Annotated in this window: 24 protein-coding genes and 2 tRNA genes; 18 read left to right on the top strand and 8 right to left on the bottom strand. The window is 54.9% G+C overall.

The features are described from left to right. The first annotated feature begins 46 nt into the window (after nucleotides 1-46). On the top strand, nucleotides 47-658 hold the full coding sequence (ccmA, locus tag ACILP4_RS07440) for a heme ABC exporter ATP-binding protein CcmA (protein ID WP_395620103.1): 612 nt from the start codon (nucleotides 47-49) through the stop codon (nucleotides 656-658). Continuing rightward, on the top strand, nucleotides 655-1,302 hold the full coding sequence (locus tag ACILP4_RS07435) for a heme exporter protein CcmB (protein ID WP_395620102.1): 648 nt from the start codon (nucleotides 655-657) through the stop codon (nucleotides 1,300-1,302). The genes ccmA and ACILP4_RS07435 overlap by 4 nt, the downstream gene beginning before the upstream one ends. Before the next feature lie 11 nt (nucleotides 1,303-1,313). Here ACILP4_RS07435 and ACILP4_RS07430 read toward each other — a convergent pair whose 3' ends face one another. Beyond that, complete coding sequence (locus tag ACILP4_RS07430; protein WP_395620101.1) at nucleotides 1,314-2,138, bottom strand: SDR family NAD(P)-dependent oxidoreductase; 825 nt, start codon at nucleotides 2,136-2,138, stop codon at nucleotides 1,314-1,316. Between the two features lie 97 nt (nucleotides 2,139-2,235). On the opposite strand from ACILP4_RS07430, the gene ACILP4_RS07425 reads away from it, so the two are divergent. The 11 genes from ACILP4_RS07425 (at nucleotide 2,236) to ACILP4_RS07375 (ending at nucleotide 10,141) form a co-directional block, all read left to right on the top strand. Beyond that, nucleotides 2,236-2,811, top strand: coding sequence for a NifU family protein (locus tag ACILP4_RS07425; protein WP_395620100.1), 576 nt, complete (start codon nucleotides 2,236-2,238; stop codon nucleotides 2,809-2,811). A gap of 27 nt (nucleotides 2,812-2,838) precedes the next feature. Beyond that, nucleotides 2,839-3,429: a malonic semialdehyde reductase gene (locus ACILP4_RS07420; RefSeq protein ID WP_395620099.1), complete on the top strand. Its 591-nt coding sequence runs from the start codon at nucleotides 2,839-2,841 to the stop codon at nucleotides 3,427-3,429. 21 nt (nucleotides 3,430-3,450) lie between these two features. Beyond that, nucleotides 3,451-4,059: a tRNA (adenosine(37)-N6)-threonylcarbamoyltransferase complex dimerization subunit type 1 TsaB gene (gene tsaB, locus ACILP4_RS07415; RefSeq protein WP_395620098.1), complete on the top strand. Its 609-nt coding sequence runs from the start codon at nucleotides 3,451-3,453 to the stop codon at nucleotides 4,057-4,059. Further along, nucleotides 4,056-4,511 carry a ribosomal protein S18-alanine N-acetyltransferase gene (gene rimI, locus ACILP4_RS07410; protein ID WP_395620097.1) on the top strand — a complete coding sequence of 152 codons (456 nt, stop codon included), beginning with the start codon at nucleotides 4,056-4,058 and terminating at the stop codon, nucleotides 4,509-4,511. Before tsaB ends, rimI begins: the two co-directional genes overlap by 4 nt. A 100-nt stretch (nucleotides 4,512-4,611) precedes the next feature. Beyond that, complete coding sequence (locus ACILP4_RS07405; protein ID WP_395620096.1) at nucleotides 4,612-5,046, top strand: MucR family transcriptional regulator; 435 nt, start codon at nucleotides 4,612-4,614, stop codon at nucleotides 5,044-5,046. Nucleotides 5,047-5,136: 90 nt separating this feature from the next. Further along, nucleotides 5,137-5,559 carry a Fur family transcriptional regulator gene (locus ACILP4_RS07400; RefSeq protein WP_295492172.1) on the top strand — a complete coding sequence of 141 codons (423 nt, stop codon included), beginning with the start codon at nucleotides 5,137-5,139 and terminating at the stop codon, nucleotides 5,557-5,559. Then, nucleotides 5,531-6,331: a lysophospholipid acyltransferase family protein gene (locus ACILP4_RS07395; RefSeq protein ID WP_395620095.1), complete on the top strand. Its 801-nt coding sequence runs from the start codon at nucleotides 5,531-5,533 to the stop codon at nucleotides 6,329-6,331. The genes ACILP4_RS07400 and ACILP4_RS07395 overlap by 29 nt, the downstream gene beginning before the upstream one ends. Nucleotides 6,332-6,340: 9 nt before the next feature. Next, on the top strand, nucleotides 6,341-7,675 hold the full coding sequence (miaB, locus tag ACILP4_RS07390) for a tRNA (N6-isopentenyl adenosine(37)-C2)-methylthiotransferase MiaB (protein WP_395620094.1): 1,335 nt from the start codon (nucleotides 6,341-6,343) through the stop codon (nucleotides 7,673-7,675). Beyond that, a complete protein-coding gene (locus ACILP4_RS07385; RefSeq protein WP_395620093.1) occupies nucleotides 7,676-8,671 on the top strand; it encodes a PhoH family protein in 996 nt (331 codons plus the stop codon). After that, a complete protein-coding gene (gene ybeY, locus ACILP4_RS07380; RefSeq protein ID WP_395620092.1) occupies nucleotides 8,664-9,182 on the top strand; it encodes an rRNA maturation RNase YbeY in 519 nt (172 codons plus the stop codon). Before ACILP4_RS07385 ends, ybeY begins: the two co-directional genes overlap by 8 nt. A gap of 20 nt (nucleotides 9,183-9,202) precedes the next feature. After that, a complete protein-coding gene (locus ACILP4_RS07375; protein ID WP_395620091.1) occupies nucleotides 9,203-10,141 on the top strand; it encodes a hemolysin family protein in 939 nt (312 codons plus the stop codon). Between the two features lie 216 nt (nucleotides 10,142-10,357). Here the strand turns inward: ACILP4_RS07375 and ACILP4_RS07370 are convergent, their stop codons facing one another. Beyond that, entirely contained in the window at nucleotides 10,358-11,026 is a 669-nt protein-coding gene (locus ACILP4_RS07370; RefSeq protein ID WP_395620090.1) for an MOSC domain-containing protein, read from the bottom strand. Between the two features lie 71 nt (nucleotides 11,027-11,097). On the opposite strand from ACILP4_RS07370, the gene ACILP4_RS07365 reads away from it, so the two are divergent. From ACILP4_RS07365 to ACILP4_RS07350, 4 genes are all read left to right on the top strand, one after another. Then, on the top strand, nucleotides 11,098-12,264 hold the full coding sequence (locus ACILP4_RS07365; RefSeq protein ID WP_395620089.1) for a glycosyltransferase family 4 protein: 1,167 nt from the start codon (nucleotides 11,098-11,100) through the stop codon (nucleotides 12,262-12,264). Between the two features lie 78 nt (nucleotides 12,265-12,342). Then, nucleotides 12,343-13,668 carry a replication-associated recombination protein A gene (locus ACILP4_RS07360; RefSeq protein WP_395620088.1) on the top strand — a complete coding sequence of 442 codons (1,326 nt, stop codon included), beginning with the start codon at nucleotides 12,343-12,345 and terminating at the stop codon, nucleotides 13,666-13,668. Further along, entirely contained in the window at nucleotides 13,665-14,516 is an 852-nt protein-coding gene (locus tag ACILP4_RS07355) for a hypothetical protein (RefSeq protein WP_395620135.1), read from the top strand. The genes ACILP4_RS07360 and ACILP4_RS07355 overlap by 4 nt, the downstream gene beginning before the upstream one ends. A gap of 20 nt (nucleotides 14,517-14,536) precedes the next feature. After that, nucleotides 14,537-14,612, top strand: a tRNA-Thr gene (locus ACILP4_RS07350). A gap of 52 nt (nucleotides 14,613-14,664) precedes the next feature. Here ACILP4_RS07350 and ACILP4_RS07345 read toward each other — a convergent pair. After that, nucleotides 14,665-14,805 carry a DUF2256 domain-containing protein gene (locus ACILP4_RS07345; protein WP_395620087.1) on the bottom strand — a complete coding sequence of 47 codons (141 nt, stop codon included), beginning with the start codon at nucleotides 14,803-14,805 and terminating at the stop codon, nucleotides 14,665-14,667. Nucleotides 14,806-15,030: 225 nt separating this feature from the next. On the opposite strand from ACILP4_RS07345, the gene ACILP4_RS07340 reads away from it, so the two are divergent. Further along, nucleotides 15,031-17,562, top strand: a complete 2,532-nt coding sequence (locus ACILP4_RS07340) for a TonB-dependent receptor (RefSeq protein ID WP_395620086.1) — start codon at nucleotides 15,031-15,033, stop codon at nucleotides 17,560-17,562. Nucleotides 17,563-17,840: 278 nt separating this feature from the next. Here ACILP4_RS07340 and ACILP4_RS07335 read toward each other — a convergent pair. The 5 genes from ACILP4_RS07335 to infA all read right to left on the bottom strand — a co-directional run bounded on the left by ACILP4_RS07335 (nucleotide 17,841) and on the right by infA (nucleotide 19,940). Beyond that, nucleotides 17,841-17,915: transfer RNA gene (locus tag ACILP4_RS07335), tRNA-Phe, on the bottom strand. A 67-nt stretch (nucleotides 17,916-17,982) separates the two neighbouring features. Beyond that, nucleotides 17,983-18,162, bottom strand: a complete 180-nt coding sequence (locus ACILP4_RS07330) for a DNA gyrase inhibitor YacG (RefSeq protein ID WP_395620085.1) — start codon at nucleotides 18,160-18,162, stop codon at nucleotides 17,983-17,985. Further along, a complete protein-coding gene (locus ACILP4_RS07325) occupies nucleotides 18,146-19,135 on the bottom strand; it encodes a ribonuclease E/G (RefSeq protein ID WP_395620084.1) in 990 nt (329 codons plus the stop codon). Before ACILP4_RS07325 ends, ACILP4_RS07330 begins: the two co-directional genes overlap by 17 nt. Then, a complete protein-coding gene (locus ACILP4_RS07320; protein ID WP_395620134.1) occupies nucleotides 19,128-19,703 on the bottom strand; it encodes a Maf family protein in 576 nt (191 codons plus the stop codon). Before ACILP4_RS07320 ends, ACILP4_RS07325 begins: the two co-directional genes overlap by 8 nt. 18 nt (nucleotides 19,704-19,721) lie before the next feature. After that, nucleotides 19,722-19,940, bottom strand: a complete 219-nt coding sequence (gene infA / locus ACILP4_RS07315; protein ID WP_125230427.1) for a translation initiation factor IF-1 — start codon at nucleotides 19,938-19,940, stop codon at nucleotides 19,722-19,724. Nucleotides 19,941-20,028: the final 88 nt, after the last annotated feature.

Here is a 20,028-nt window from a genome sequence, read left to right as displayed (position 1 = left end):
CTAATCCTGCTTTTGCAATTGAATGAATATCTGCCTAAGTCGCGATATGTCCTCGCGTCAAGCATCGCTGCCATCGCTTCGTCTTGATAATGTCGCAGTCATGCGCGGCAATCGCCTTGTGCTGCGCGGCCTATCGGTGGCAGTGCGCGCAGGCGACATCATCTGGATCAGGGGCGCCAATGGCTGCGGCAAATCGACATTATTGCGCCTTGTCGCCGGATTGCTGACCGTAACGTCGGGCTCGATCCATTCCGAAGGTCGCATCGCGCTTGCGGACGAAAATTTGGCGTTGGACGCCAATATGACCTTAGAGACTGCGCTCCGCTTCTGGGCGGACATGGACGGCGCATGCGCCGATGCATGTGACGCTGCATTAACGGATATGGATTTGCAAGACTTGGCCCATATCCCCGTCCGCTTTCTCTCCACGGGGCAACGTAAGCGGGCCAGCATCGCGCGCGTCCTTGCCTCGCAGGCCGAAATTTGGCTGATGGATGAACCTTATAATGGCCTAGACAGTGCAAGCTGTGCGCGGCTTGACCAAGCGATGCTTGCCCATGCGGCCTTGGGCGGGATCGTCCTTGTCGCCGCACATCAACCGCCCTCCATTAACGTCGCGCATAGCTTATTGCTCGACACGCAAGGCGCAGCGGCATGAAGGCGTTTCTTGCTCTGGTAGCGCGCGAAGTACGTCTGGCGTGGACCGGCGGCGGCCTATGGCTTCCGGTGGTGTTTTACCTCGCCGTCGCCACATTATTTCCCTTTGTAACAGGGCCCGACAAGGCCTTACTGGCACGCACAGGCGGGGGCATATTGTGGATAGCGGCACTGCTGGCGACGCTTCTTCCCATCGAACGCCTTATCCTGCCCGACCGCCAGTCCGGCGTGCTCGATCAGCTTGCCTTGCGCGGTTGGTCCGACGAGCTTGTCGCGACGGCCAAGATCGCAGGGCAGATTGTCGCCTTTGCCCTCCCCCTGCTTTTGGCGACAATAGTCGGCTCCGCGCTGATCGGCTTGCCGGAGTCGCAATTGGGCACCCTGCTGCTTGGCCTTGCTTTGGCTTTGCCTGCTTTGTCTGGTCTGTCCGTGATGATCGCAGCCCTGACCGCTGGCCTAAGCGGCGCAAGCGCACTTGGTGGGCTGTTGCTTGTGCCCATCACCATCCCGTTGCTCATCTTTGGCGCAGGCACCTTGGCCGAAGATCCCGGCAACGCGATGCAGTTGCTGGCCGCGACATCATTGGCGATAATGGCGCTGTCCCCCTTTGCTGCGGGTGCAGCTTTACGTGCAGGCAGAATTTAGAATCGGTCCCGTTATTGCGCGGAAATCTTCTGCGCATAGCCAGCCGCGACCATCGCTTCGACCATATCAAACAGCTTTTCTGGATCCTGCGCGCGTAGCACGGGGATATTGGCCTCCATCCCTTCGGCGATAACGATTTCGCGCTTACCCGTGCTGACCGCCTCCCAAATGAGGCTGGCGACCTTATCCGGATCAATACCATTGTCGATTGCTGCGTCACTTATCCCGCGCACAGAGCCATCGGCGTTGAGCGCGTTGCGCGAGACATTAGTTTTGACCGACCCAGGGGCAACGACAAGGACTTTCACCCCCTGCCCCGCAACTTCGCTGCGCAGCGCATCGGCATAACCAATTAAGCCATGTTTTGCCGCGCAATAAGCGGTGCGCATCGGTATACCCGCTTTACCCGCCACGCTGGAGATCATCACAATCTGCCCGCTACCGCGCGAGATCATATGCGATAGCAAGGCTTGCGTCAGCGCAATGGGCGCGAGCAAGTCAACATCGACAATCCGTTGATAGACCGACAAATCGGTATCGACTGCTGGCGACCGCTGCGAGATGCCCGCATTATTCACCAGCACGTCGACATGACCCTGAAACGCAATGGCTTCGGCCACTTTGTGAGCCAAGCTGGCATAATTCACTGTATCAAATGGCAAAATCAGACAGCGTTCCGCCGCACCCGTTTCCGTTGCGACGCGTTGCAGTTCGGCGACATTGCGCCCGGACAATATCGCATATCCTCCGCTGGCAACAAACGCCTTGGCCAAAGCTTCGCCAATGCCCGACGATGCCCCTGTGATCCACGCGGTTTTGTTTAGCTGATCTGTCAATTTTGCTCTCCTTATCCTCCATTCCGTCAACGCAGGTTTGGCCGCTGTCAAGACATTCTGGCTTGCACTTTGGCAGCGACCGCACCACATGCGAGAAATGCTGATAGAAACTGAACTGACACCCAACCCTTCGACCATCAAATTCCTGCCCGGCCGCGTGGTCATGGACACAGGAACGCGTGACTTTGCTGCGCCGGAAGAGGCCGAGGCCTCGCCCTTAGCAGAGGCACTTTTCGCGCTTGGCGATGTAACGGGCGTGTTTTTCGGGCATTCCTTTATATCCGTGACGGCAGCGCCCGGCGTTGAATGGGCCAGTCTAAAGCCCGATGTGCTCGGCATATTGTTGGACCATTTCAGCGCCAACATGCCTTTGTTTAAGCCAGCTGCCGCCGGCTTCTCGGTGCCATCGAGTGACGCTGACTATCCGTTGGATGACCCTGAAGATGCCGATATTGTGGACCAGATTAAGGATCTGATCGAAACCCGCGTTCGCCCTGCTGTTGCCAATGATGGCGGCGACATCATCTATCGCGGTTTCCAGAAAGGCGTCGTGTTCTTGCAGATGCAGGGTGCCTGTGCCGGTTGCCCATCTTCGTCCGCCACGTTGAAAAACGGTATCGAACAATTGCTGAAGCATTATGTACCTGAAGTCATAGAAGTACGCGCAGCTTAAAATTCCCTTATTTTGAAAGTAGATATCATGTCACATTCCCTGAATGATGCTGCCCTAGATCAGCTTTTTCGTGAAGCGCGCAGCTACAATGGCTATCTAGATACGCCCGTAACGCAGGAGCAGTTGGAGCAAATTTGGGACTTGATGAAATTTGGTCCAACATCGGCCAATTGCCTACCTGCACGGATCATTTGGTGTCGTAGCGACGATGCAAAGCAAAAACTGGCTGCCTGTTCCATGCCAGCTAATGCCGAGAAAATTCTTCAGGCACCGGTGACCGCGATTATAGGCATGGACCTCGAATTTTATGAAAATCTGCCTGAACTATTCCCGCATACCGATGCGCGGAGCTGGTTTGTCGGCAATGATGCGCTGATCGAGAAAACTGCTTTCCGCAACAGCAGCTTGCAAGGCGCCTATTTCATGCTCGCAGCGCGCGCCCTCGGTTTGGACACTGGCGCGATGTCAGGCTTCAACAATGCCGCGGTGGACGAGGCGTTTTTTGCTGGCACTAAAGTGCAATCCAACTTCATTTGCACCTTGGGCTATGGCGACAAAGCGAGCATTTTCGAACGCAGCCCAAGGCCAGCTTTCGACCGCTTTAACAGCATTCTTTAATCAAGCGGCCAACGAACGGTCATGCGGACATTGGTCATCGATACAGCGACGCGGGCGTGCTCGGTCGCTTTGCTTGATGACGACTATGTTGTAGCAGCTGAACATGAAGTCATTGGCCGCGGTCATGCCGAACGCTTGCTTCCCCTGATCGCCGCGTTGCCCGGCAACGGCAAGGCGGACCAGCTGTTGGTCAATGTCGGACCGGGTAGCTTTACAGGTATTCGTGTCGGCGTCGCCGCCGCAAAAGCTTTGGGCTTGGCATGGCACATTGATGTGCACGGCTATGGTTGCCTTGCCTTGGTGGCGGCCATGGCGCGTTCAAAGCTGCCCGAAGCCACTGCTTTAGACGTTGTCATGACTGGCGGCCATGGCGAGTATTTCTTTGAGGCATTTGATGCACATGGACATTCGCGTGCGCCTGTACGCTCCATCCTGCCCGATGACCTTCCGCGCCTTGCCACGGCCAATATGGTAGCTGGCGATATTGATCCCCAACGCGCCGACCGGCAATGGCTGGAACTGCTACCCAATGCGCGCCATTGGCCGCTTCTGTCAGCAATGCCCCCGCTTGCAGCGACGCCAATCTACGGTAGGGCGCCGGACGCAAAGCCCGCAACCCTGCCCCAATGATCCGGGTCGTCGAAGGGGGCGCCGCAGACATTGCGGCCATGATGACCATCATGCACGACGCTTTTGACCCCAGATTTGGGGAAGCTTGGACCGCCGCACAATGTCTATCCAGCTTGGTAATGCCCGATTGCGAGCTATTACTGGCGAAAGATAGTGATGCCATCTGTGGCTTTGCCATGAGCCGCTGGGTTCTTGATCATCAAGAACTGTTGATGATTGGCGTAGCCCGGCGATTTCAGGGCCAAGACATCGGCAAACTTTTATTGTCAGAGACAATCCACAGGGCGCGACAGGCGGGGCGGACCAAAATATTCCTCGAAGTTCGCGATGGCAACAACGCGCATGGTTTTTACCTAAAATCTGGATTTACTTCAATTGGACGCCGAAAAAATTACTATAAAAATGCCGAAGGTATAAGTCCCGATGCAATTACTATGCTGTTAGAACTATAATGTAACATATATTTTAGACCAATAGTTGACCATTTTTCTTTGATAATGTACATGATTCTACACTATAAAATCTATAGTGGATGGGTTTGGAGTTCATAAAATGTCACAAGAAAGTAACGATGTCACGGAATTGTTAATTACGTTAACTGCGGACATTGTAGCAGCACATGTTAGCAACAACAGCGTTGCCGTCTCCGACGTATCCACCTTAATCTCTAACGTGCACGCAGCGCTGTCTGGAATTTCCGGCCCCGCAGTTGTCCCAGAAACAACTTTGGAACCAGCCGTTCCTATCCGTAACTCTGTAAAGCGTGACTTCATCGTCTGTCTGGACGACGGTAAGAAGCTGAAAATGCTCAAGCGTCACCTTATGACGCATTATGGCATGACGCCGGAAGATTATCGCGCCAAGTGGGGATTACCTGCCGATTATCCAATGGTCGCACCCGCTTATGCGGAGCAGCGCCGCGAATTGGCCAAGGCCATTGGCCTTGGACGCGCACCGGGCTCGGGTCGCAAAAAGAAAGTAAAATAAGCTTCTCGCTTATCCGCAAGAATAGAAGGCCGGGACACCCCCGGCCTTTTTCTTTGACGAATCGCGGAGCGACACTAAATGTCTTATTCAATGGATATCAAAATTGACATTGAGGCGCTCTGCAACGAACGGGGCCTGCGCATAACCGATCAACGACGCGTCATCGCGCGTGTCATTTCCGATGCGACCGATCACCCCGATGTGGAGGAGCTATACCGCCGTTCCTCCGCCATTGACCCCAAAATCTCGATCGCCACCGTATATCGCACTGTGCGCTTGTTTGAAGAGGCAGGCATATTGGATCGGCATGATTTCGGCGATGGCCGTGCGCGCTATGAGGCATCGCCCGAGGCGCATCACGACCATTTGATTGATGTCGAAACCGGCAAGGTCGTTGAATTTGTCGACCCAGAGCTTGAGGCATTGCAGAAAATCATTGCGGAACGGCTGGGTTATCGTTTGGTCGACCATCGTATGGAACTTTATGGCGTCGCCATCGACCGCAAGGATTGAACGACGCAACCCGGTGGCGTTTGTAACAGGGCAGCTATTGTTTTTGACACGGCTGTTGCTGATGGCTGCAAGCCTGTCCTTAAGCCTGTTATTGCATAATATCTGGCGGATTATTCGCAAACCGTCGCCTTGGCCGCGCTTGTTTTTGCTCTCGATCAGCTGGACCAGCGGCATCGCAACCGCAACCACTGGCACCCGCGTGCGCAGCAATGTATTCTATGCCGCAAACCACCATAGCTGGATCGACATTCCCGTAATGTCAGGCGTCACTGGCTGCACGTTCGTAGCAAATGATGGCATCGAAAGCTGGCCGCTGATTGGCTGGCTGTGCAAAATCAATAACACCATCTTCGTCAATCGCGAAAACCGCACCAGCGTTAGCAATCAAGTCGATGATTTGCGCGCGGCCATGGCGGGCGACCAGCCGGTAACCATTTTTCCCGAGGGCACGACGCATGATGGATCGGGCCTGTTGCCGTTCAAACCATCTTTGTTCGCCGCATTAGTTCCGCCGCCCGCGGGCATGCTCGTGCAGCCTGTCTATCTCAATTATGGCAACCACACTCCACGTGTAGCTTGGGTAGGCGAGGAAAAGGTAACTGAGAATTTCTGGCGCCTTTTGTCTTATCTCAAACCAATTACCGCAACACTGCATTTTCTGGAACCATTTGACCCGCTCCATTATCCGGACCGTAAGGCCATTTCTGCCGAAGTGCGGGCGCGTATCGGCGCTGCGATGGAGGGTGGCGGCAATGCGGTGCGCCTTGTATAGGCACGCATTATGAGCACAGATTCCCCCAAAACCTATTCAATCAAAAATTACGGCTGTCAGATGAACGTCTATGATGGCGAGCGCATGGCTGAGATGTTTGAAAGCCAGGGAATGTCACCTGCGGATGACAAGTCTAATGCCGACTTGGTTGTCCTCAACACCTGTCACATCCGCGAAAAGGCAGCGGAGAAGGTCTATTCCGAGATTGGCCGCTTACGCCGCAAGGATGGTACTAGCCCCGTTATCGCCGTCGCAGGCTGCGTCGCACAGGCCGAGGGCGGTGAGATTAGCCGCCGCGCCCCTGAAGTCGACATCGTTGTTGGCCCGCAAGCTTATCACAACCTGCCCGACATGGTAGCTGCGGTCGGACGCGGCGAACGTGTCGTTGACCTCGACCTGCCCGGCCTCGACAAATTTGGTAAGCTGCCTGCCCGCCGCAAGCAGCCGCCATCGGCGTTTCTGACGGTACAGGAAGGTTGCGACAAATTCTGCACTTATTGCGTCGTGCCTTACACCAGAGGCGCAGAAATTTCGCGCGGCTGGGCCGATTTGATCGATGAAGCAAAGGCAATAGTCGACGCTGGCGCGCGCGAAATCACGTTGCTTGGCCAAAATGTCAACGCATGGGATGGTGAGGATGACACAGGCAAGCATCAAGGCTTAGACGGCCTCATCCGCGCACTCGACAAGATACCTGAGCTTCGCCGCATTCGTTACATGACCAGCCACCCGAACGACATGACCGAAGGCTTGATTGCCGCGCATGGCGATGTTGAAAAGCTGATGCCGTTCCTCCATCTGCCCGTTCAGTCCGGTTCAGACCGTATCTTAAAAGCCATGAACCGCAGCCACAGCCGCGACAGCTATATGCGTATTCTTGACCGCGTGCGAACTGTACGGCCCGATATCGCCTTTTCCGGTGACTTCATCGTCGGCTTTCCCGGTGAAAGCGATGCCGATTTCGAAGACACGTTAAGCCTGGTGCGTGAGGTCGGCCATGCGCAAGCTTATTCCTTCAAATATAGCCCCCGCCCCGGCACGCCCGCCGCCGACATGGACGACCAGATACCGATGGAAGTCATGGACGAACGGCTCCAAAGGCTTCAGGCGCAGATCGTGGCGGACCAGACGGCGTTTAATGATCGCACCGTTGGTCGCACCACCGATGTCCTGTTGGAACGGCCTGGGAAATTTGATGGCCAGTTAATTGGCAAATCACCTTGGCTCCAATCGGTACATGTGCTTGCGCCGGACCTGTCAATCGGCGATATCGTTACTGTACAGATTACCGATTCTGGACCGCTTAGCCTGAAGGGTGAACCAACGATGAGAGCAGCCGCCTGAATGGCCAAAAAAGCCCAAGCGCAAGCCGGTGACTTGTCCCGGCTGGAGATGAGCTTCGACAAACCGCATCTGATTAACGCGGTTTTTGGCGAATTTGACCGCAATCTGGTTACGATTGAGAACCGCCTTGGGGTTTATATCTCGGCCCGCGGAAACCGCGTACAGATTGAAGGCGAGGCTGGCGCCATTGGTCGCGCGCGCGATGTTCTCAACGACATTTATTCCCGCCTATCGCGCGGACAGGAAATCGACAGCGAAGCCGTGCAATCAATTATCGCCATGACTGCTGAACCTACTTTAGAAGGCATTGTCCGCAAGGACGCGACCGACGCGCCTGGTATCATGATCCGCACGCGCAAGAAAACGCTCGTACCGCGCTCCGCCACACAAATTCCGTATATGGAGGCATTGGCTCGCGACGAAATTATCTTCGCGCTTGGCCCCGCAGGCACGGGCAAAACATATTTGGCGGTGGCACAGGCTGTGGCCATGTTGATTACGGGCGCTGTGCAGCGGCTTATTCTTTCGCGTCCCGCGGTTGAGGCAGGTGAGAGACTAGGTTTCCTGCCCGGCGATATGAAGGAAAAGGTCGATCCTTATCTGCGGCCGATATACGACGCATTATATGACTGCTTACCGGCCGAACAGGTGGAGCGGCGGATTGCCTCTGGCGAAATCGAAATCGCACCCATCGCCTTTATGCGCGGGCGTACGTTGGCCGATTCGTTCATCATTTTGGATGAGGCGCAGAATACCACTGCGGCACAGATGAAGATGTTCCTAACCCGCTTCGGTATGAACAGCCGCATGGTCATTTGCGGTGACCCGCATCAGGTCGATATTCCCGGTGGCGAGCGCATGTCGGGCCTGAACGATGCGGTACAGCGCCTCGAAGGCGTAGACGGCATCCAGACCATCCGCTTCAACAGCAGCGATGTTGTCCGTCACCCACTCGTTGGCCGCATCGTCGACGCCTATGAGGGCGGGCATGATTGATGTCGAACTCGACATGGGCGTGGTATGGGGCAATAGCGATTTCGGGCAGAGCGAAGTTGAAAAGGCCGTAGACGCAGCTGTGCGGTTTGCGGCCATTGCTGAACTAGCTGACCCCGTAGTTCCGGTCAGCGTCAGCATCAAGCTTTCCGACAATGCGGAAGTCCATGCGCTGAACCGAGAATGGCGCGACAAGGACAAGCCAACGAATGTGCTGTCCTTTCCTATGCTCGATGACGAGGAATTGGACGCCTTGCTCAACGGCACCTATGATGCGCCTGAAATCATGCTCGGTGACATCATTTTGGCCCATGAAACCTGCGCGGCGGAGGCGAAAGAAAAAGATGTTCCGATCGCCCATCATGCCACGCATCTGGTCATCCACGGGATGCTCCATTTGCTTGGCCATGACCATATCGAGGATGACGAAGCTGAATTTATGGAGGCGCTTGAGGTAAAAGCGCTTGCATCTATGGGCCTTCACAATCCATATAAGGATGAAATAGATCATTAAGAGGCCAGTACGCTTCCATTATGCCTGAGGGTGACAGTTTTAGCGGTTCGAAAACCGCAACCGACGACGATAACGACGGACGAATATGGCAGCGGCTGAAGACTATGTTCTTTGGCCGCGATCACGGGCCGACTTTGCGCGAGCAGCTTGAAGAAGCAATTGCCGAGCATGAGGAAGATAGCGACGACAACGGACAATCAGACGCCGATGGCGACTTGACGGCCGTCGAGCGCACGATGTTGCGCAATTTGCTACATTTTAGCGAACACCGTGTCGATGACGTCATGGTGCCACGCAGCGAGATTATTGCAATTGAAGAAAGTGCTGGCTTTGCCGATTGCATCGCTGCCTTCGCCGAGCATGGCCATAGCCGCCTACCGGTGTACCGCGAGACGCTCGACAGCGTTATCGGCATGATCCACATCAAGGATGTGTTCGCAGTACTGGCCTTAGATCAGGAACGTCCGCAAAGCCTTGAATCCTTCATTCGCCAGCCACGTTTTGTGCCGCAAAATATGAGCGTGCTTGCGCTTTTAGACGAAATGCGGCGTACGCGCACGCATTTGGCCATCGTGCTGGATGAATATTCGGGGACCGAGGGCTTGGTAACAATTGAAGATTTGGTCGAAGAAATCGTCGGCGAAATCGAAGACGAACATGATGACGAACCTGAACTGCCGTTCGTTCAAATGGCCCCCGATTTGTGGGAAGCCGACGCGCGCACTCAGCTAGACGATCTCGCAGAGGCGGTTGACCCAAAGCTAGCGGAAGTGGATGAAGACGTGGACACGCTTGGCGGCCTCGCCTTCGTCATTGCCGGCCAAGTCCCCGACATTGGCCAAATGCTGGTGCATGAGGCGAGCGGCTGGACTTTGGAAATATTGGAAGCCGACGAAAAACGCGTAACCCGCATACGCCTCTACGCCCCAGCGTCCGAGAGACACGACATCAGCGAATAAACCCGCCAAATTTGGTCGCAGCAGGCAGAGTCACCCCGCCAACTCCCCTCAAAACGTCACCCTGAACTTGTTTCAGGGTCTATCGTGCAGCACATTCGGAGCTAGAATCGATAAATGGACCCTGAACCAAGTTCAGGGTGACCGCAGGTGACTTTTCAAAATCACAGCCTCCCAGGCCGTTTGTCAAGATCGTCGTCGAGCGCCGTCTATGAACAATCACTCCGCCAATTTAGCCGCCCTGCTCCGCCAACTTTCCGCCAAAGTCTCCAGTGCCGCAAGCGCGCGTAATTCTGACTTGGCGCCTTCCGCGCGATGCCCGCCGCCAATAAGAAGGTTGAAGGCTCGCGCAACGGTCCAGTCATGCCCTGCCGCGTGTACTTGTTCTATGCTGTCGCCGGGTGCCACTTCGCCTTCTTCAATGACGCGGAAATAGCCTCCGCAACGGCCACTTTTGATGACGGCACCTGACAGGCCATGCACACCGAAATGATGATCGAGCTTCCAGCAGGGTTGCCGGCCTTGCGCGACCTCGACTACGGCGCGCCCAAGGCGAAACTGGTCGCCAATACGCAAATTATCCTCCAGTAGCCCGCACGCGCCGATATTCTCGCCAAATGCGCCCGCTTGGTCGAGCAGCGGATGCACAAAATTTTCCGTCGCAAAATGCGCAATCCATTTGGGATAATGTTCCGCGGGGTAGAAATGCACTGCCTTATCCGCGCCGCCGTGCACAGTCGGATCGGCGACTTGGTCGCCCGCAAAGCCATGCTTGCCCAAAAAGACGGATCGGTCCACCGGCATGCGTGCCATAGCGCTCATCGTGCCGTCGGTGTGAAACGCTTTGGGCTGCCCTATCAGCAAAACATCGATCTGACTGATTATCATATCGGATACATAACGCACCAAATACACCATTCCCATTGGCATTTTGCGTTGTCACCGATAAAAGCCGATTGATGCAGACCAGCGACCTTCGCATTGCGCTATTCAGCGGCAATTATAATTATGTCCGTGATGGCGCAAATCAGGCTTTAAATCGGCTTGTCGGCTATCTTTTGAGCCAAGGCGCATCGGTGCGGGTGTATTCCCCAACGGTTGCTGAACCTGCTTTTGTCGCGACAGGCGACTTGGTTAGCGTCCCTTCATTCGCGATACCCTTTCGTCCGGAATATCGCCTGCCTTTATCCTTGTCGGCAAAAGTCCGGCGAGATCTGGAGGCATTTGCCCCCAATGTCGTCCATATCGCCAGCCCAGACCGCGTCGCGCGTCAGGCGGTCAAATGGGCGCGCCGCCGCAATCTGCCGGTGTTGTCGTCGGTGCACACACGCTTCGAAACCTATTTCCGCTATTACAACATGTCCTTCGTTGAACCCTTGGTGGAGGCGTGGCTGCGCCGATTGTACCGCAAATGCGACGCGTTGGTCGCGCCATCGGAGAGCTTTGCGCAGGTATTGCGTGAGCAACGGATGAATTATGACATCGACATTTGGTCACGCGGCGTTGACCGGGAGATTTTCAACTCTGGCCGCCGGGATCTGGCATGGCGGCGCGCACAGGGCGTCACTGACGAACCCGTCGTGATCGGCTTTCTAGGCCGCTTGGTCATGGAAAAGGGTCTCGACGTCTTTTCCGACGCGATTGACCAGTTGCGCCGCCGCAATGTGCCGCATCAGGTCATGGTCATTGGCGAAGGTCCGGCACGTGGCTGGTTTGAAAGCCGCCTGCCTCATGCCCGCTTTGTCGGTTTCCAAGGGGGTCAGGATCTCGGCCGCGCAGTGGCCTGCATGGACCTGCTGTTCAACCCAAGCGTTACCGAAACCTTTGGCAATGTAACGTTAGAGGCTATGGCCTGCGGTCTGCCCGTTGTTGCGGCCAAGGCCACCGGCAGCCAAAGCTTAGTAGAGGACAATGTATCCGGCCGGCTGATCACGCCAGGCGCCATTCAGAAATTTGCTGACAGTTTACAAATCTATTGCACAGATGCCGATTTGCGCACGCAGCATGGCGTTGCTGGCGAGCAACGGTCACTCGATTTTAGCTGGGATGCGATTAACCAAACCGTCGCCGACACCTATATCCGCCTCATCCGCCAACGTGCTGCGCGTGCGGCGTCTGCACGATAAACCTGTGGCAAGCCGTTCCGGAAACTGTCTGAAGCGCTTATGCTTATGCGATAACATACGGCGGAACAGGCGTTTCCCATGAGCGACCTTTTTGGTGACACCGCACCTTTTCCGGCATCTACGCCCGAAAATGCCCCGCTTGCAGACAAGCTTCGGCCGACAAAATTGGATGAGGTGATTGGTCAGGAGCATCTGACGGGCCCCGATGGCGCGATTGGCCGTATGGTCGCTGCGGGTAAATTATCCTCCATGATCCTGTGGGGGCCACCGGGTACAGGCAAGACCAGCATTGCACGATTGCTGGCCGACGCAGTGGACATGCATTATAAACCGATTTCGGCGGTCTTCTCAGGCGTGGCGGATCTTAAAAAAGCCTTTGCCGAGGCAGAAACAATCGCAAGAACGGGCAAGCAGACATTGTTGTTCGTGGATGAAATCCACCGCTTCAACCGCGCGCAGCAAGACGGATTTTTGCCCTTTGTTGAAAGCGGCGTGGTAACGCTCGTCGGCGCAACCACCGAAAACCCGTCGTTTGAGTTGAACGCAGCCTTACTCTCGCGCACGCAAGTGATGGTGCTGCAGCGTTTGGATGAGGCGGCATTGGCAACACTACTGACCCGTGCAGAAGCCGTCATGGAGCGTCCTTTGCCCGTCACCGACGATGCCCGATCCGCCTTGATCTCCAGCGCCGACGGCGATGGCCGCTTTTTGCTTAATCAGGCGGAAACTTTGTTCGCCATTCACCTTGAAAATCCGCTTGATCCACAAGCCATGGCCGCGTTGTTGCAGCGCCGGATGCCCGTTTATGACAAGGATCGGGAGGGGCATTATAACCTGATATCCGCGCTGCATAAAAGCTTGCGCGGTTCTGATCCACAGGCCGCCTTATATTGGATGGCACGTATGTTGGTGGCGGGCGAAGAGCCGCTTTATGTCCTGCGCCGCTTGGTCCGTTTTGCTAGTGAGGACATCGGCCTCGCTGACCCGCAGGCTTTGGTCCAATGTCTTGCCGCCAAACAGGCCTATGAATTTTTGGGCAGTCCAGAGGGCGAAGTCGCGATTGTGCAGGCATGCCTCTATCTTGCGACCGCACCCAAATCGAATGCGGCGTACAAGGCCCAGAAATCCGCATGGAAAATGGCGCGAGATACAGGGTCGATGATGCCACCGGCGCACATCCTGAATGCGCCGACGAAGCTGATGAAGGACATTGGCTATGGCGCAGGCTACGCCTATGACCATGATAATGCAGAAGGATTTTCAGGCGCGAATTATTGGCCGGAAGCCGTGACGCCGACGTCACTCTATCAGCCTGTAGAACGCGGCTTTGAACGCAAGATCATCGAACGGCTGCAATATTGGGATCGGCTGCGCGCGCGCAATGCAGGTCCAGACACACAATAATGCAGCGCTTTACGCGTTTTGCGTGCGCTGATTGGTCCGGCGCAAAAGGTAGCCGACACCCCGGCATCGCGCTGGCGGTCTGTGACGCAGGTAACGCCCCCCCGCGGCTGATATCCCCGCCCGGCAAAGCCTGGTCCCGCCAAGGCGTCGCAGACTGGCTTTTGGCGCAGGATGATGATTTGCTCATAGGTTTCGACTTCAGCTTCGTCCCGCCCTTTATGGAACGCGGCAGTTACTTGCCGGGCGATGACGTGCCCACCTCCGCGAGGGCTTTCTGGGCCTATGTCGACCATGTCTGCGACGATGCCGATTTGGGCGCAGCGTCCTTCCTTGAGCAACATCACCGCCGCCATTTCTATTTCGGCGCGGCAGATGGGACAAAATCGGACTATCTGTTTTGGCGACAATGCGAGTTGTTGAACAAAAGCAGCAGCGGCAAGGCGTCCACGGTTTACGACGCGATTGGCGCGTCGCAAGTCGCCAAGGCCAGTTTTGCCGGCATGCGCCTCCTGCACCAACTGCGCGATGCTGTGTCTATTTGGCCCTTCGATCCGCTTCCCAAGCGCGGCAAGGTCGCAGTGGAGATTTACACCACAATCGCCGCCCGCGCGGCTGGCGTGGCCAAAGGCCGCAGCAAGATACGCGATGCGATCGGTCTCGATTTGGCGTTGCAAGCGCTCGGTTCGAAACCCCATATGCCGTTAAACCGCTACACGGACCACGCAACAGATGCCCTAATTACGGCCGCATGGCTGCGCAATCTTGCCGGAAATCCGCAATTTTGGGCACCCGATGCACTAAATTTTGAAATTGCTGCAACTGAGGGCTGGACCTTTGGCGTCATTTGACGCTATGGGACCCGCCAAGTGCCGGCTTAGCTCAGTTGGTAGAGCACCTGATTTGTAATCAGGGGGTCACGAGTTCGAACCTTGTAGCCGGCACCATTTCCATTCAACGCGCATGATGTCTGGGGTGCAATCATACTTCTGTGCGCAGCTATCGCGCTCTGCGGCAGCGATCCGAACAATATAGCACCGCATCCCAATCCTTCGCCCATTTCTTGCGCCAAGCGAACGGTTTTGCGCAAGCGGCGCATATTTTTGAGGGCAAATCGCCCTTCTTGACCATTTTAGGCATATGCTATCCCGATTGCGATAGGGTTATGAAAAGGTCCGTTACATATATATCGCATATTTGACTATATTTTTGCGAATGACACTAAGCAATTGCTGCGCAACATTTGTCACGCTAGTATCGCAATATGCTTAACGGCGGCTCAGGGGGATGCTGGGGGCAATTTTAAATCTCATCCCTAATAAAAGCCGGGAAAACCGGGATCTAATGAACAACAGGAGAGTGAATATGAAATTGGGAAATCATATGCTGAAGGCAGCCATGCTGTCGACGATTAGCATCGCTTCGCTGAGCGTTGGTTCAGCTGCCTTTGCACAAGACAACACACCACAAGCCAGCGACGCAGCTGATGATAACGTCATCATCGTAACCGCGACCAAGCGCGAGCAGACGCTGCAAGAAATTCCAGTCGCCGTGACGGTAACAAGCGCAGAAACGATTGAGCGGGCACAAGTCCGCGACCTCATCGATTTACAGACTGTAGCTCCGACACTTCGCGTGTCGCAAAACCAGACCTCAGGAAACGCCACTTTCAGTATTCGTGGCTTCGGCAACGGCGGAAACAATACAGGCGTTGAACCGTCGGTTGGTATTTTTATCGATGGCGTTTACCGTTCACGCGCCGGATCGGGAATAAGCGATCTTCCAAATTTGAAACGCGTCGAAATTCTGCGCGGTCCGCAGTCGACCCTCTTTGGCAAAAATGCCTCTGCGGGCGTTATTTCAATCGTTACGCAAGAACCGAAATATGAATTCGGTGGCTCGGCTGAAGCAAGCTACGGCAATTACAATGCTATTGTATTGAAAGCCGATGTCACTGGGCCACTCGCTGAAAATGTTGCTTTCAGCCTCGCTGGCGGCATCAACAAGCGTGACGGTTATGCGACCATCATCAACACTGGTGAAAAATCGAACGAGCGTGATCGCTGGTTCACCCGCGGTCAGTTATTGCTCGAACCTTCAGATACCGTCAAATTCCGTATTATCGGAGATTTTGATCGTATTGATGAAAATTGCTGCGTTGCTGGCAACGTTCTAGATGGACCGACTGGTGGGATCGTGCGGCTATTGGGTGGAGCCGTTAATTCGAACAAACCATTTGACTATCGCGTAAACGCAAACTTCGCGACCACCAACGAAATGGATAATTACGGTGGCTCGGTCCAGGGTGATTTTGAACTGGGATCATTGTCCCTCACCTCAATCACGGCGTACCGCGGATCAGACTCCAGCTACGTAAATGACGCCGATTTCACCAGCGCTGCACTATTGGATAGTGTTACCGAAGATCGGAAGATCCGCACATTCACGCAAGAGTTGCGCTTGGCATCGGATTTTGACGGGCCGTTAAACTTCCTGCTTGGTGGTTATTATTTCAATGAAGATATTGAACAACAAGCCTCGGTCGCTTGGGGCGCCCAATCGCGCGGCTATGTCGATACTTCGGTCAAAATTGCGACCGCAAACGCACTTAGCATTCCACTGCTAGAGGCAACATTCGGTGCGCTAGAAGGCGCACCCGGACGTTACACTAATAAATTTTTGGCTAGTGGCCAAGGATTGGACGAAAACTACACATTGAAAGACGAAGCATGGTCAATTTTCGGAACGGTTGATTTCGAGATTTCCGACCGAGTTACACTAACGGGCGGCTTTAACTATACCAAAGACAAAAAGAAGTTCACGACCGACGTTATAAGCACGGACATTTGGTCAGGCGTCAACTTCGATGCGCCGCAGTATGCTCTGTTCCGGCAGCAACTCTTATATGGAGGTGCTTTGGCGAATGGGCTTCCGGCTCCTATGGCGTTGACCTATGCAACGGTTAACGCCAACAACGCTGCACTTAACCCGCTGAACACTCTAAAGCCACTTCAGTTCTTGCCTCCTTATTTGAATTTGCCCAATTCGGTTGAAGATGGCAAATCTGCCGATGATGATTTATCATACACGGCCCGCATTGCGTGGAAGGCAACCGACAGCATCAATGTTTACGCAAGCTATGCAACCGGGTTCAAAGCATCTTCCGTGAACCTGTCTCGAGACTCCAGACCATTGCTGTCTGATCGGGCTGCACTCACTGCAGCTGGTTTAACGCTGTCTAACCAGTCTTACGGCACGCGCTTAGCCAATCCAGAGAAAGCAAAAGTTTTTGAAGTCGGTATCAAAGGCAACTGGGATCAAGCCTCGTTCAACCTGACCGCATTCAACCAAGCGATTAATGACTTCCAAGAGAACCTATTCATCGGAACAGGTTTCGTTCTGTCAAACGCTGGTAAAAGAACGACAAAGGGTATTGAGTTTGATGGTATGGTTCGGCCAACCGAAGCTTTGTCATTCTCGGTTTCTATGGTCTATCTTGATGCCAAATATGATAGCTTTGTACAAAGCGCATTCGGCGACATCTCTGGTCAACGTGTTTCAGGTGTTCCGGAGCTTGCTACAACCTTAGGTGCTGTATTCGAACAGCCTTTTGGCGACGGCAATACATTTGTCCTAAGCGGAAGCTATCATTATGAATCATCAACGCCGCAACAAGATGGTGGCCTCCTGGCAACATATTCGCGGGAGGTGAATTCCATAGATGCGTCGGCAAGTGTGGAATTGAGCAACGGCGTTCAATTCTCACTCTGGGGCCGCAACCTTGGGAATCACAAGTATCTGACGACCATCTTCCCGTCGGTTGCCCAGGCCGGAAGTATTTCGGGTTATCCAAGCCTGCCACGCACTTATGGTGCATCGGTGAAGTATAAGTTCTAATCTCCTGAATTTCTCAGGGAAAAAGGAGCCGGGGCAGCCAACGCTGCTCCGGCTTTTTCTTTAGGGGCGGTATATGCTCACGCATTATCTCGAACGCGTTTGTCCTTGCGCATTTTTGGCTCAGGAATGATGCAATGCCATTGCCTGTTATCCTGAAATAAATTCAGGATGACGGAGGAACTATAAAGCTCACAACAATTCAAAAAATAACGATTTCGTTATCCCGAACGCGTTTCGGGATAACGCACCAAAGTCGCCTGATATCTTTACCGGGAAAATGGTGCCCGAGGGCGGATTTGAACCACCGACACGCGGATTTTCAATCCGCTGCTCTACCCCTGAGCTACTCGGGCTACGCGGTGAAAACCGCGTGGGAGCGCAGCCTATAGAGAGGCGATACGCCTCTTGGCAAGCGCAAAATCAGTCCGCGCCGTCGGAACCGATACTATCTTCATAATCCGCCAGCGGCCCTGGCACACTATAGCCTTCATCCAACCATTTCAGCAGATCGCGATCCTTGCATCCCTGACTACAAAAAGGTTTGGATTCCGCCGCTACCGGCTTTCCACATAAGGGACATTGATTAGCTTTGCGCGACATGGACATGGCCATAGCCCGTGGCTTTTTCATCCGCAACCACGACCATATCGGCACCCGCAAGGCGGACACCCGCCGCGCGCCATGCCGCCCATTTCGGTGAATCCAGTAAGATTGCAACGTCAGGACGCGCCGTGACGCTGCGCACACCGAAACCGCGTGACTCGGCAACCGTCCGCAACAACCAATAGGCCTGCGTCTCGTCCGATAAGGATGCGATGCGCGTGCCGAACAGTTGATCGAGGACAGACGGCCTTGGCCGCGCACGCACGACGTGCATCATGCCATAGCCGTTAATGGCCGTGCGCTCGAACGGACGCGGGTCAGCCAAGGACGCGGCATCAAAGGCTTCGGCAATCTGGGCGCGCTGTGCCTTGGACTCCATCGATACAAAATCGATCAAGACCATCGCCCCAACTTGATACAGGCGCAGCAGGCGGGCAATTTCGGTCGCGGCGACCATATTGATAGCAAAGGCATCGCCGATACCGTCAATGTCGAACACTAGCCCTGCCTTGGTGCGCTGAAAGCTTATGGTGACATCGCCGACCTGTGACTGGCCCGCAATGGCGATGTCAAAGCCCTCGGCGATGGACGCCTTGATGATAGATTGCCCCAGAGACGCCATACGAGCGTCCCAGAGGGCGTCTTTGCCCATCAGGGGTTCGTAGATACCCTCCCGCAATATGACCTCTGGTGGCTTATTACGGCCCGGCTCAGCGATGGCTTCACGCGTGACCTCGAACATTATCCGCGCGCCTTCCGGCGCACCCATTTTGCTACGCAGCAAAAGTTCACTATTGTCGTCGGCAATGACATAAGCGCCCGACGGGGTTTTGCGGTCAATGCGGCCCGCGCCACATTCGCCCAAGGCCCATAAGGCATCGCGCTGAATATGGATTTCAACGATGTTTCCGTTTTCGACAAAAGCCGCGCGGCGCTCGCCCGGCGCATCATCGCGCCATATATCAGTCAAGCGGATAGCCCGAAGCGCGTAATAAAGCGCGTGTTTCATATAAGGGCAGACCGATCACGCCCGAATGGCTGCCCGCCATCCAATCGATCAACGCCTCTGCCCTGCCCTGAATGGCATAGCCACCGGCCTTGCCCAGCCCCTCGCCGCTATCGATATAACTTTCAATTTCGTCAGCCGACAAACGTTTGAAACGCACGATACTGTCGCAAATCCGGCTACGCATCCGGCCATCTCCGTCAATCACGGCAACGGCGCTAAGGACATGGTGGCGGCGACCGCTGAGTAGGTTCAGGAACCCGCGTTGCATGTCGGCATCGGCAGCTTGTGGCAATATCCTGCGGCCAACGGCGACGGTGGTGTCGCCTGCGACAACAATCTCTCCAGCACCCCTAGAAACTGCAACCGCCTTTTCCTCGGCCATACGCAGCGCATAGACACGCGGAACCTCTCCCTTGCGGGGTGTTTCGTCAATATCTGGGGACGCGATGCGCGCAGGTGCAATGCCTAAGCGCGCAAGAAGGTCACGGCGGCGCGGGCTTGATGAGGCCAATATGAGCGACGGGTTCAGACCCAAGGTCTGGCGCCCTTATTTAAAGCGGTACGTGATCCGGCCCTTGGTCAGATCATAAGGGGTCAGTTCGCACAGCACTTCGTCACCCACGAGAACGCGGATACGGTTTTTGCGCATCTTTCCGGCAGTATGGCCCAAAACTTCATGGCCATTTTCAAGCTCGACACGGAACATAGCATTGGGCAGCAATTCACGGACTGTCCCACGCATTTCGAGTAATTCTTCTTTTGCCATTCGGCCCCTTATATCTTCAAAAATCGAACGTTGCTGCGCCTGTAAACCTAATGTTTGAAAAAGGGAAGCGCTACAGTGTAATCGCCCT

The sequence above is a fragment of the Sphingorhabdus sp. genome, assembly GCF_044239045.1.
Taxonomy (GTDB): Bacteria; Pseudomonadota; Alphaproteobacteria; order Sphingomonadales; family Sphingomonadaceae; genus Sphingorhabdus_B.
This window is presented reverse-complemented; position numbering and strand designations above follow the sequence as displayed.

What these genes read in the sequence shown, in the direction of transcription:
- ACILP4_RS07405 (WP_395620096.1), top strand. Translation starts at nt 4,612, where the DNA reads ATGTCACAAGAAAGTAACGATGTCACGGAATTGTTAATTACGTTAACT.
- miaB (WP_395620094.1), top strand. Translation starts at nt 6,341, where the DNA reads ATGAGCACAGATTCCCCCAAAACCTATTCAATCAAAAATTACGGCTGT.
- ACILP4_RS07395 (WP_395620095.1), top strand. Translation starts at nt 5,531, where the DNA reads ATGGCGTCGCCATCGACCGCAAGGATTGAACGACGCAACCCGGTGGCG.
- tsaB (WP_395620098.1), top strand. Translation starts at nt 3,451, where the DNA reads ATGCGGACATTGGTCATCGATACAGCGACGCGGGCGTGCTCGGTCGCT.
- ACILP4_RS07340 (WP_395620086.1), top strand. Translation starts at nt 15,031, where the DNA reads ATGAAATTGGGAAATCATATGCTGAAGGCAGCCATGCTGTCGACGATT.
- ACILP4_RS07425 (WP_395620100.1), top strand. Translation starts at nt 2,236, where the DNA reads ATGCTGATAGAAACTGAACTGACACCCAACCCTTCGACCATCAAATTC.
- ACILP4_RS07330 (WP_395620085.1), bottom strand. Translation starts at nt 18,162, where the DNA reads ATGTCGCGCAAAGCTAATCAATGTCCCTTATGTGGAAAGCCGGTAGCG.
- ybeY (WP_395620092.1), top strand. Translation starts at nt 8,664, where the DNA reads ATGATTGATGTCGAACTCGACATGGGCGTGGTATGGGGCAATAGCGAT.
- infA (WP_125230427.1), bottom strand. Translation starts at nt 19,940, where the DNA reads ATGGCAAAAGAAGAATTACTCGAAATGCGTGGGACAGTCCGTGAATTG.
- ACILP4_RS07400 (WP_295492172.1), top strand. Translation starts at nt 5,137, where the DNA reads ATGGATATCAAAATTGACATTGAGGCGCTCTGCAACGAACGGGGCCTG.
- ACILP4_RS07345 (WP_395620087.1), bottom strand. Translation starts at nt 14,805, where the DNA reads ATGCCTAAAATGGTCAAGAAGGGCGATTTGCCCTCAAAAATATGCGCC.
- ACILP4_RS07360 (WP_395620088.1), top strand. Translation starts at nt 12,343, where the DNA reads ATGAGCGACCTTTTTGGTGACACCGCACCTTTTCCGGCATCTACGCCC.
- ACILP4_RS07375 (WP_395620091.1), top strand. Translation starts at nt 9,203, where the DNA reads ATGCCTGAGGGTGACAGTTTTAGCGGTTCGAAAACCGCAACCGACGAC.
- ACILP4_RS07385 (WP_395620093.1), top strand. Translation starts at nt 7,676, where the DNA reads ATGGCCAAAAAAGCCCAAGCGCAAGCCGGTGACTTGTCCCGGCTGGAG.
- ccmA (WP_395620103.1), top strand. Translation starts at nt 47, where the DNA reads ATGTCCTCGCGTCAAGCATCGCTGCCATCGCTTCGTCTTGATAATGTC.
- rimI (WP_395620097.1), top strand. Translation starts at nt 4,056, where the DNA reads ATGATCCGGGTCGTCGAAGGGGGCGCCGCAGACATTGCGGCCATGATG.
- ACILP4_RS07365 (WP_395620089.1), top strand. Translation starts at nt 11,098, where the DNA reads ATGCAGACCAGCGACCTTCGCATTGCGCTATTCAGCGGCAATTATAAT.
- ACILP4_RS07370 (WP_395620090.1), bottom strand. Translation starts at nt 11,026, where the DNA reads ATGATAATCAGTCAGATCGATGTTTTGCTGATAGGGCAGCCCAAAGCG.
- ACILP4_RS07420 (WP_395620099.1), top strand. Translation starts at nt 2,839, where the DNA reads ATGTCACATTCCCTGAATGATGCTGCCCTAGATCAGCTTTTTCGTGAA.
- ACILP4_RS07435 (WP_395620102.1), top strand. Translation starts at nt 655, where the DNA reads ATGAAGGCGTTTCTTGCTCTGGTAGCGCGCGAAGTACGTCTGGCGTGG.